Here is an 11,063-nt window from a genome sequence, read left to right as displayed (position 1 = left end):
CTTGACGCGCTAGGCCTTGCCTGGCGTTTTGGACTTGGGCGCCGCGCGCTTTGCCGGTGCCTTGCGCAGCGGGGCCTTGGCCTTGGCTGCCGTGCCAGCTTCTGCCGGCTTGGCGGCCTTGCTGGCCGCCGGCTTGGCCGCCGTGCCCGCCGTGCCGCCGCCAAAGCTGGCCGCAGCCGCGCTGGCCGCATCGGGCGACATCGCCGACGACACCGCCTGCTTGAACTGATCTTGTAACAAATTCCACCAGGCACTTGGATTGCCCAGCTGGGCTGCCGCATGGCTGCTGGCGTCGCTGGACGCTGGCGCCGCAGGGGGCGCTACCGGTTCCGGCGCGGGCGCTGGGGCAGGTTTGGGGGCCGGGGCGGACGCCGCAGGTACCGCCTGCTGGAAAAACGCGGAAGCGTAGGGCACGGATTCGAATACCGATTTCTCGCTGGCGCCAGGCTGGGTAATGGCAGCCGCCAGCGAGGCACCCATCGATTTCAGGGTGGCGATGGTGCCGCGTTGCACTTCCAGGGCCTGGATACTGCCGCGCAGCATGCTGGTATTGAGGTTCAGCCAGGCTTCGACGGCTTTCAGGTCATTGATTTTCTTGTCCAGCTCTTCCACCGACATGGTGGGCGCCGTGATGCCGGGCACGCCCATGCCAGGCACGCTCATGCTGCCCCACAGGTTTTTGACGAAGTCGAGCGTATCGGTCACAACTGCTGCGCCCGGCATTTGGGGCATTTGCGGGTTTGCCATGCGAAATCTCCTGGTAGATGGATGGTCCTAGGGTAGCAGATATCAGCTTGCAACTGACACAGGCACGCCAACATTTTCTTACATAAAACATCAGAAGTTGAGCACGGGCAAGAGGCAGGAAATGCGGCGGAGGCGTTACACTACGCCTCATGATGCCCGCTTCCTTCTTTTCCTCGCCGCGCCGCCGCACCGTCATCTTCGTCGCGGTAATCGGCGCCTTGCATCTTGTGGCGCTGGAATGGCTCACGTCGCGTGCCAGCATGGTGCCGCTGAAGGCGGACGGCACGCAGGTGGTCAGCCTGGCCCTGCTTGCCGAAGCGCCCAAGCCGGAGCCTGTGCCGCCGCCACCGCCCGAGCTGCCCGTGCCCAAGCCCAGGCTGCCGCCCCCGCCGCCGCTGACGGACTTGCCGTCGAGCGAGGCGCCGCTGGCCACCATGCCGGCCAGCGATGCGCCGGAAGGCCCGGCCACGCCAGCGCCGCCAGCGCCGGGCACGCCCGTCGTCACGGCCCCGGCGCCCGTCGCCGTGGCGTCACCGGCGCCTGCGCCTGCTGCACCGCCGCCCGTGGTGGAGCAGGCGCGGCATTACAAGACGAATGCGCCCGCCTCGGCCCAGTTCGACCTGCATGTGGACCGGCGCGATGCGGACGGCACCAAGTGGCAGGGCGTGGCCGCCATGGCGTGGGACAACAAGGGCGACAGCTACCAGCTGAAACTGGAAGTGGGCTTGAGCATGCTGATCACGCGCATCAACCTGCTGGTGCTGAGCAGCGAGGGGCTGATCGATGCCACCGGCATCGTGCCCGTCACGGCCACGGAAAAGCGCAAGGGCCGCGCGCAAACGGCCACGCATTTCAACCGCGATGGCAAGGTCATCACGTTCTCGGCCACGACGGCCACGGCGCCATGGCAGGTAGGGGTGCAGGACAAGGCCAGCGTGCCGTTCCAGCTGGCCGCCATCGGCCGCGCCGACGTCAACCAGCTGGTGGGCAATATCGACATCCTCGTCGGCGAGGAAAAGGAAGCGACCGTGTTCCGCTTCCAGCTGGTGGGCGAGGAAGAACTGGACACCAAAATGGGCCGCCTGGTGACGTGGCATCTGCGCCGGCCGCCCAAGCCGGGCACGTATTCCTCGCAGCTCGACATCTGGCTGGCGCCATCGATGCAGTGGTATCCAGTCCAAATACGCAATACCGAGGCGAGCGGGGCTTTGACCACGCAAACCGTCACCAAGATCTCCGTCAATGACGCTACAGGAAAATAAATGATGACTCTGACTACCTTGAAACACTTGCTGGCCGCCGGCGTGCTGGCCGCCACCCTGTCGCCTGCCATGGCGGACGCACCCGCGGACCATCCCGCCATCAAGCGCCCGTACAAGCTGGTGCCTTCTGCCGACCTCGTCTACTCGATCAAGGCCAAGCAGCGCGGCATCAGCCTGTCGGGCGAATCCGTCAGTAACTGGCGCGTGGGCGAGGGCAAGTACTCGCTGCTGGCCGAAACCAAGGCGGCCCTGTTCGGCAAGATCCTCGAGCAGCGCAGCGAAGGCACGGTTGACGACTACGGCCTGGCGCCGGCGCAGTTCGTGGAAAAGCGCTTCCGCAAGGATGCCTTCACGACCACCTTCAAGCGCGACAGCAAGACCATCGTCTTTGGCGAAGGCGATGAAAGCTACCCGCTGAAAGGCGGTGAACAGGACCGCAACAGCGCCGTCTGGCAACTGGCCAGCGTGGCACGCGCGGCGCCCGAGAAATTCGTCCCCGGCTCGGAATGGGCCTTCTTTGTTGCCGGCGCACACGATGCCGAGCCATGGGTCTTCAAGGTCGTCAAGCAGGAAACCGTCGCCACCGGCGAGGGCCTGGTGGAGGCCGTGCACCTGGTCAAGGCGCCGCCGCCGGACAAGAAAGGCCAGCAAGTGGACCTGTGGCTGGCACCGTCGCTGGAATGGTATCCCGTGAAAGTGACGTTCGCCGATGCGGATGGCGGCGATTATGTGGAGCAAACCTTGCAGAAGATTGTCAGGAAGTAAGTGCTTGCTGTCATATCAAATATCGATTCCTTGATTTTTTATCCCTAACGGTAAATGCCGGGGGCAGACCCGGCGGGTCTGACCCCGGATTTTCGCTGTTGGTTTTTTTTGCTGATGCAACACTCGACTTGACGACAGCGCCATACCCCCTCTTCCACAAGTCGAATTGCATGTCAGAACTGATATACTGACGCCCCGCGTACCTTTAAGGCCGCAGCGCTGCCAGGGCCCGCTGCGCCGCCCGCTGAACACTCATCCGGAATAGAATGATTGATATAATGGCAAGTGCAGCCGTGGCTACGGATGCAAATCAGACAGAGCAAGAGCATCACGATTCTTTGCAGGCGCATTTCCAGCCGAATATTTCGGCCGACGAGATCGAGCAGGTTTTCCATTTGAAGCGGGCGCAGCCCTTGCTGCAAGTGTTTACGGCCCTGTTCCATGGCGGTTTCGATGGCGTGCTGGTGCGTCTGCTGGTGTTGCGCGAGCTGGCCGCCGATGCGGCCACGTCCGCGTATACGCGCGCCGATATCAATACCAAACTGGCATATCTGTTGCCGGAAAGCCTGGAAACGGTCTTGCTGCGCCTGCGCTCGAACCAGCTGCTGGCCTGGGATGCGCAGCAGGGCGTGTACCGCGTCACGCCCATGGCGCGCAATGTGCTGTCGGCCATCGACAGCCTGCTGGGCCTGGGCCAGACGGAAGACGAAGCGGAAATGGGTTTTCTGCTGTCGCAGGTGGCCGGCGCGCAAGCCGTCGGCGGCGTGTCGGTCGAGCAGCTGCAGCATCTGCTGGGGCGCCTGGTGGACTTGACGGAGGAATTCTCCGACGCCATCGCTTCCGGTTCCGAATTCCGCCTGCGCACGGCGCAGGCGAAGTGGAACATGGCCTGCGACTGGGTGGAAAAAGGCTCCGAAATTCTCGTGGCGATCACGTCCGATGAAAACGCGGACAGCGCCACGCACAAGGCGGCGCAGGCGATTGGCCGCGCGCAGAGTAAATTGCTGAACATGCAAGGCATGTTTTCGCGCGCCCTGAACCAGATCGAGCGCCAGCGCGTGCACCTGGGCCAGTCGGGCCTGTCGACCACCGACATCAAGCGCTGGCTCTTGCTGCACGACGACCTGGCCAGCCTGGCCGAGGGCGCCATCGACCAGCCGGTCGTGCCGCTGTTCGCCACGCCGGCCGAAATGATCGACGTGGCCGAAACGGAACTGCTGTCCGAGCGGGCGGCAGGTGTCATCAACACGGGCCTGCCTAGCGGCGAAGATGCGCCCACCACCATCAGCGACGGCCCAGCCATGCAACTTGAACTCGATGACCTCCTGGCCCGCCTGTCGAACTTTGCCAGCCTGGGCAATTTCCCCAGCATCGGCGAAGAGGGACCGAAATCGGTGCCGGTGCAGGACTCCTTGCTGCCGGCCAGCTTTGCCGTGGCTTCGTACCGCGCCTCGATGCTGCCGCTGCTGGGCGACGTCTCCGAAGCGAGCTTGCAGGGATCGACGGCCGAACTGGCCCGCCTGCCGATTACCTTTACACCGACCGACGAGATGGTCCAACTGTCCGACCCCCACGTGGCGGCCATGTCGATCGCCTCGCTTTCACTGAATGTTTCACTTGATTTAGATAGCGGCAACGCCGATGAATGACGATTCCCAAATCCTGATTGCGCGCCTGCTCACGCATCAAACCCTGCGCCGCGACGACAAGCTCGTCAAGCGCGTGCTGTCCGACGAACTGTTCCGCGCCGAGATCGATGCGCGCTTGCTGGCCTGCGGCCTGAAGCTGCTCGACAACGTATATGCCGACCACGTGACGTTGGCCCTGACGCGCACCATCGAGCCGAAAATTTTCGGCGCGCGCGACGTCTGGCAAAACAATAATTTTGGTTTGGCGCGCGATGGCGTGGCCTTGCTGGTGGTGCTGTGGGCGCAGATCATCCTGCCCAAGCGTGAACGCCAGGAAACCCACCAGCACGCGGACGATGACCAGAACGATATGTTCGGTACGGAAAAGCCGCTGCCGCGCGCGGAAGATGCGTCGATCGGCATTTCCTACAAGGCGCTGCTGTCGGACTTTGGCGACAAGCTGGGCAAGAAGACGCGCATGGACATGAATCTGGGCACCCTGGCCAAGCTGGGCTTCATCGAGCGGCGCGCCGATGTCATCCTGGAAGGTCCGCTGCTGGACCTGATGATGGATACGGACGTGCTGAAAGAGCGCATCATCAACGGCGCCCTGGCCGACGTGTTCAAGCGTGCGCCGGCGCGCCTGGTGGCCGTCAGCGATGATCCGCTGCTTGACGCCGACCTGGCAGACGATTTGTCCGCCGACATCGGCGAGCAGCCCGACGCCGGCGATGCCGATGCCGACGATGCCGCGCCGTCCGACCTCCCTCACTGAAAGCGCCCATGTTTCATATCAAATCACTTGAACTGGTGCACTGGGATTACTGGCAGCGCATCAAGAATATTCCGCTCGACGCGAAAATCATCACCATCGCCGGGCAGAATGGCTCGGGCAAGACCACCTTGCTCGACGCCTTGCGCACCCTGTTCGGCCTCGACTGCTCGATGGGCCGCACGTATAAACACTATGCGCGTCACTCGGGCCAGCAGACGGCCTGGCTGCGCGCCGTGGTCGACAACAAGAACGTGGGCAAGCAGCTGTCGAACCGGCCGTTCCGCAGTTCCGGCTTCTTCAGCGACGATGAAGTGACCTTGTTTTGCCAGATCCAGAAAAATGGCGGCGACTGGAAGCGCCAGTATCTGATGCGTCCGGGCAATGTGCAGATCGAGGACATCACGGACGCCAACGACTGGCTCGGTGTGGAGAACTACCGCAAGCGCCTGGCCAATGCGGGCCTGTCGCCAGCCATGTCGAAAGTGCTGGCGCTGGAGCAGGGCGAGACGGACAAATTGTGCGAATACGCGCCGCGCCAGCTGCTCGACCTGGTGTTCCAGGTGTTCGGCGACAAGGAAGTGCTGGACGCCTACGATGAAGCCAAGCGCCACCAGCGCGACACGGAAGTGGAGCTGAAGCGTTTCGAGACGGAGCTGGAAGCGTCGAAAACCAACCTGGAAGGCTTGCGCCTGCGCGTGGCCAATTATCACCAGTGGGAAGGGCTGCATAAAGAGCGCCGCAACCTGCTGGAAGAAGTGCTGCCCAGCCTGCAATACCACGAGGCGCGCGAAAAAGCCGCCATCGCCAGCCGGCAATTGCGCGATGCGCGCAAGCCCATGGCGCAGGCCGACCAGCAGCTGACGGATAAACGCAATGCGCTGGCTGCGCAAGCCAAGGCGCTGTCCGACGCGCAGATGAACGAAACCTTGCTGGAGCAGGAATCGATCGGCTTGCAGAGCCGCTTGTCCCTGATCAATGCCAAGCTGAAACCGCTGGACAGCCTGCTGGAACAGAAGGATCGCTTGCAGAAGCTGGCGGCGGACTCGGGCAGCGACATCGCCGAAGTGGCGGCCCAGCTGGAACAGAAGGAAGCGGAACTGCTGCGCCAGCGCCAGCAGCGCGACGCCCTGTCGGCGCGTATCGCGGCCGAGCAGGCAACGATTGCCGCATTGCAAGGCAAGACGGCCATGCCGGAGCCGGACAATGTGCGCGGCATGCGCCGCGCGCTGCGCGACGCGGGCATTGCCCACGCGATGCTGTCGGACATCGTCGAAGTGACGGACAGCCGCTGGCAGGGTGCCGTCGAAGGCGTGCTGGGCGGTTACGCCTCGGTCGTGCTGCTGGACAAGGCCAAGGATGCGGCTGCCGCCTACCGTTTGGCGGAAAAGGAACGCTATCGCCACTTCATCGTGCCCGACCTGGTCACGGCGCCCGTCGCCAAGGATGAAAGCCTGCTGGCGGTGGTGAAATTTTCCGCGCCCGTGCCCAGCTGGCTGATCGAGCAGCTGTCGCGCATTGCACGCGTCGATTCCGTCGAAGCGGGCTTCAAGCTGGGCAACCACGAAGAGTGGATCACGCCCGAGGCGTATCACCGCGAACGCCGCGGCGGACGCTCGCTGTTCGTCGAAGCGTCGCGCTACCGCTTCGGCCAGGCTGGCCGCAGCGGCCGCCTGGAAGCGCTGTTGCGCTCCTTGCCGGGACTGGAAGGACAGGAAGACACGCTGACTTTGGCGATCTCGAAACTGGCGGCCGAAGTGGGCGCCTTGAAAGCGCGCATCGCCGGCGTCGACGCGGCCAAGGAACTGAGCGCACGCCAGGAAGAATTCGCCGAAGCGCTGCGCAATTCCAAGCCGCTCAAGGAAGAGCGCCTGGAAGTGGGCGGGCGCCTGGGCGAGTTGCAAAACCTGACGAAGAACGCCACCGTGGCGCGCACGCGTGCCGATACGGTGTGGCAAAACGCGCGTCTGGCCCTGTCGGAAGCGGAAGCCGGGTCGCGCCTCGGCTACAAGAAGCAGATCGAACAGCGCGCCGAGCATGCGCGCGCCTTGCTGGCCCTGCGCCATGCGTGGCGCCACCTGCCGAAAAGCTGGCGCCGTCCCGCCCGCCGCGCGGCACTGGTGGCCGAGCACCAGAACGCGCACCAGGTCGATCTGCGCGTGGCCAGCCTGCAAAACAGCCTGGCGCGTGACGACTGGGAACTCGACGCCACCGTCATCGACCAGCATCACCGCCTGTCGGATCAATTGCATGGCCGCCAGTCGGAAACGGATGAGCGCCGCTACCAGAACAACCGCGCCATCGAGGCGACGGGCAATGCCCGTGGCGCCTACATGGAGCGCTTGCGCTACACCATCAAGACTTACAGCAAGAACATCAAGGAGCTGGGCGAACTGGCCGGCATCGAAGTGCATGCCGACCCCGTGCGCCTGGAAAACGACGATGTGCAGCTGTCGCAGGCGGGCTTGCACGTGCGTTTTAAATTCGACGGCAAGGGCGTCATCGGCATGAACGATGGCGAAGCGTCGGGCGGCCAGCAGGTGATGAAGTCGCTGGTGCTCCTGATCGGTTTGCTGAAATCGGAAGACGGTTCCGGCGGCTTCGTCTTCATCGACGAACCGTTTGCCCACCTGGATATCCGCAATATCCAACTGGTCGGGGAATTCCTGAAAAACACGGAAGCGCAGTATTTGATGACGACGCCGCTGACGCACAACACGGATGTCTACGATCCATCGGAACTGACTTTGATTACCAGCAAGAAGAAAAAGGATACGCAATGGGCGCAACCGATTTTCGTGCTGCAGCGCCGCGTCGATCCGGCATCGGGCAAGGTGGCGTGATGGCACTGCGTACGATGCTGCTGCCGGCCGCGCTGGCGCTGGCGTTCTCGGCGCCGGCCATGGCCAATGACGGCATCGGCTCGGTCAGTGCCGGCGGCATTATTGTCGGCAAGAGCGACGCCGTGGCCATGAAAAAGGAAGTGCTGACCGTCAGCGCGGAATTGATCAAGGTCGAGTACGAGTTCCTGAACGAATCGAAAAGCGATGTGGCAGAGACCATCATCTTCCCGCTGCCCGCCTACGAGGCCGGCTACCACCAGTCGCCCACGTATTACGGCCAGCCGCAGCAGTTCTCGATCGAGGTCGACGGCAAGCGCAAGGATTACCAGACCGTGCTGCTCGCCAAACTCGACGGCCGTGACGTGACGGCGCGCCTGGCGCAGCTGGGCCTATCGGACACGCAAGTGGCGTATTTCCCCTCGTTCAGCCCGTTCGAAAAAAAGGTGGCGCCCTTGAGCGCCGCGCAGCAAAAAGCCATGATCGCCGAAGGCTTGCTGGCCAAGCTGTCCGACGATGAAGAATGGGTGCCGGCCTGGTCCGTGACGGTGGTCTACCAGTGGCGGCAGACATTCCCGGCCGGTAAAACGGTGCGCGTGCGCCATCAATATGCACCGTTCGTGGCCGCTGGCCCAGGTGCCTCCTACCTGGGCGACGGCAAGGAGTTTGAACAAAAGTATTGCGGCGACAAGGCTTTCTACAAGACGTGGAACCGCCTGGCGGCGCAACAGGGCGAGAGCGGTTTCGTCAATGCCAAGTGGGTCTCGTACATCTTGAAGACGGGCAACACCTGGAAGAACGGCATCGAAGACTTTACCTTGAACCTGGTCAAGGGCAAGCCGGATGAGTTGATCAGCCTGTGCTTCCCCGGCACGTTTACCAAGATCAATCCCACCACCTTGCAGGTGAAGCTGCGCAATTTCCGCCCGCAGCAGGATTTGAACGTGTATTTCGGCAATGTCGAGAATGGCAGCGGGAATGAGGGCGAGGCGCCTGCGCTGCGGCCGAACTACTTGCTGAAGAAATAAAGAGCGCGCCTTGGAAGCCGCTGCTCTCCAGCACTTTCTGCGTGTCCTGTTCCGGGACACGCGGCGTGCCGCGCCCGCCGTCCAGGCCCGCAGCGATGCCGCTTCCGGCAAGCAGGCAGGCGCCTGGCAGCGATCCTGGATCCGCGCGTGAGCACGCAGCCTCTACTGGAGGCGCGGCTGCGCGCCATCGCCAGGCGCACGCCATGGTGCAGGCAAGCTTTGCAGGCCGTGGCGCAGCTGGGGTTGCCCGCGTGCTGCATCGGCGCCGGCGCCGTGCGCAACCTCGTGTGGGATGCCTTGCATGGCGTGGCGCAGCCGCCGCTGCCGGCCGATATCGACGTGGCGTATTTTGATGCGGACGATGTCAGCCCGCACAGCGAGGAACGGCTGCGCCAGCGCCTGGCTATCTTGCTGCCCGGCATGCCGTGGGAGGTCTGCAACCAGGCGCGGGTGCACCTGTGGTTCGAGGACTATTTTGGCTATGCCGTGCCGCCGCTGCTGTCGCTAGATGACGCCATCGCCACCTGGCCCGAGTTTGCCACGGCCGTCGGCCTCCATCTGCTGTCTGACGGCGAGATCGGCATCGTCGCACCCCATGGCCTTGATGATTTGTTCAATATGGTGGTGCGGCGCAACCCCGCGCGCATCAGCGCAGCAGGCTATGCACAACGGGTGGCCAGCAAGAACTACGGGGCGCGCTGGCCGCGCGTCACGGTGGTCGCTTAGCGTTGCCTGCCAGGGAGCGCAATAATGCATCAGGGTAACTAATTGCACTGTGGATACACATTGCTTATAATTGCCAATTATCTAATGCTGCGCTGCGTCATGCCTTTTTCATATTCTCTGAAGCGATTACTGGTCTGCTGCGGCAGCCTCTTGCTGCTGTGTTGCCTCGCGGCCGGTTTCATCACGGCGCCGCTGGCCTTGGCGGGCCTGTGCATGGTGGCCATGCAGCTGGGGCTCAGCTTTGCCATGGTCGGACGCGGCAACCGCCGGGCGTGGCTGCTGCTGATGCCCTGCGTGTGGGCGGTGCTGTTTGCCCTGCCTTTCTACCTCGGGCGCGGCATCCATTCTTTCCTGCCGACCTTGCTGGCATTCATGTACATGCCTGTCGCCATTGGCCTGTTTTATACGGCGGCACACCAGTTCCGCCTGTATCGCGCCGCCTGAGGCGCCATCCCCTTTACCTGAGTCATACAACATGATGCGATTGATTACCACGCCGCTGCGCCGCAGCGCCCGCCTGCTGTGCCTTGCCAGCACCCTCTTGGCGCCCGCCGCTTGGGCCGACAGCTATACGGATTTCCAGCAAGCCAGCACGCGCCTGGAAGCGCTGATGGCCGCCGCCACTGCCGATAGCGACTTGCCGCGTTTGGCCGACCCTGCCGTGGCAGCGCTGTTTGCCCACGTAGCCGATGCGCCGCGCCTGTTCCAGGCACCCGTCGCCGCGTTGCAAGACATGGACCGGAGCGTGGCCGTGTGCGAGCGGGCGACCAACCTGGGCAAGGCGTATTACGCGTTTGGCTTGCAGCGGCCGCTGCCGCTGTCGGGCGCCGCGCTGCAGCAGGCGCGCCGCGAGCAGGTGACGCGGAACCTGGCCAATTACGGCGATGAAATGGCGGCCCTGTTTGCCTTTGGCGTGCATTGCCACGCACATTTGACCGGTTTGATGGAAGCGGAGTTCAGCACGCAGCCGGCGCAGGACGTGAGCGGTGCCGAGCGCATGCGCGCCCGCGCGTTCAGCAAGGGATCGAGCACCATGTTTGCGAATGTGGTGCAGTTCGTGCAGGTGCCGTTCTGGAACGTGGCACAAAAGAAAACCATGCTGGCTGCGGCGGCGCAGCATGCCACGGTGAACGCCAGTCTGATGGCGCCGCCCTTGCGCGAGCGCCTGCTGAGCAGCCTGCCGGTGGCGGACCAGGACCTCGATCCGGCCCTGGCAGCGGCCCTGGCGACGATCCGCCAGGCGCTGTCCGTGACGACGTGTACCGGCCTGTGCCAGTACTACTGATTGCCCCGGC

The 11,063-nt window shown here is 63.6% G+C and carries 10 protein-coding genes; 9 read left to right on the top strand and 1 reads right to left on the bottom strand.

Annotated elements, in window-relative coordinates:
- Positions 1-9: 9 nt before the first annotated feature.
- Complete coding sequence (locus ACQ4WR_RS21155; protein WP_436489744.1) at positions 10-747, bottom strand: PhaM family polyhydroxyalkanoate granule multifunctional regulatory protein; 738 nt, start codon at positions 745-747, stop codon at positions 10-12.
- A gap of 149 nt (positions 748-896) precedes the next feature.
- Between ACQ4WR_RS21155 and ACQ4WR_RS21150 the strand changes: the two genes are divergently transcribed.
- The 9 genes from ACQ4WR_RS21150 to ACQ4WR_RS21110 all read left to right on the top strand — a co-directional run bounded on the left by ACQ4WR_RS21150 (position 897) and on the right by ACQ4WR_RS21110 (position 11,053).
- Positions 897-2,009, top strand: coding sequence for a DUF3108 domain-containing protein (locus ACQ4WR_RS21150; RefSeq protein WP_436489742.1), 1,113 nt, complete (start codon positions 897-899; stop codon positions 2,007-2,009).
- Positions 2,010-2,774 carry a DUF3108 domain-containing protein gene (locus ACQ4WR_RS21145; RefSeq protein ID WP_436489740.1) on the top strand — a complete coding sequence of 255 codons (765 nt, stop codon included), beginning with the start codon at positions 2,010-2,012 and terminating at the stop codon, positions 2,772-2,774. It begins immediately after the preceding gene.
- A gap of 278 nt (positions 2,775-3,052) precedes the next feature.
- The gene (locus ACQ4WR_RS21140) at positions 3,053-4,423 is read left to right on the top strand and encodes a hypothetical protein (RefSeq protein ID WP_436489739.1); all 1,371 of its coding nucleotides are present in this window, start codon (positions 3,053-3,055) and stop codon (positions 4,421-4,423) included.
- Positions 4,416-5,177 carry a hypothetical protein gene (locus tag ACQ4WR_RS21135; protein WP_436489737.1) on the top strand — a complete coding sequence of 254 codons (762 nt, stop codon included), beginning with the start codon at positions 4,416-4,418 and terminating at the stop codon, positions 5,175-5,177. Before ACQ4WR_RS21140 ends, ACQ4WR_RS21135 begins: the two co-directional genes overlap by 8 nt.
- Before the next feature lie 8 nt (positions 5,178-5,185).
- Positions 5,186-8,017, top strand: coding sequence for an ATP-binding protein (locus tag ACQ4WR_RS21130; RefSeq protein ID WP_436489735.1), 2,832 nt, complete (start codon positions 5,186-5,188; stop codon positions 8,015-8,017).
- Complete coding sequence (locus ACQ4WR_RS21125) at positions 8,017-9,042, top strand: DUF4424 family protein (protein ID WP_436489733.1); 1,026 nt, start codon at positions 8,017-8,019, stop codon at positions 9,040-9,042. The genes ACQ4WR_RS21130 and ACQ4WR_RS21125 overlap by 1 nt, the downstream gene beginning before the upstream one ends.
- A gap of 147 nt (positions 9,043-9,189) precedes the next feature.
- Positions 9,190-9,768 (top strand): nucleotidyltransferase family protein, encoded by a 579-nt coding sequence (locus tag ACQ4WR_RS21120; protein ID WP_436489731.1) that lies wholly within the window; start codon positions 9,190-9,192, stop codon positions 9,766-9,768.
- Between the two features lie 150 nt (positions 9,769-9,918).
- A complete protein-coding gene (locus tag ACQ4WR_RS21115; protein ID WP_436489729.1) occupies positions 9,919-10,212 on the top strand; it encodes a hypothetical protein in 294 nt (97 codons plus the stop codon).
- Between the two features lie 31 nt (positions 10,213-10,243).
- Positions 10,244-11,053 carry a hypothetical protein gene (locus tag ACQ4WR_RS21110; protein ID WP_436489727.1) on the top strand — a complete coding sequence of 270 codons (810 nt, stop codon included), beginning with the start codon at positions 10,244-10,246 and terminating at the stop codon, positions 11,051-11,053.
- Positions 11,054-11,063: the final 10 nt, after the last annotated feature.

This window comes from Janthinobacterium amylolyticum (genome assembly GCF_051380655.1).
Lineage (GTDB): Bacteria > Pseudomonadota > Gammaproteobacteria > Burkholderiales > Burkholderiaceae_D > Janthinobacterium.
This window is presented reverse-complemented; position numbering and strand designations above follow the sequence as displayed.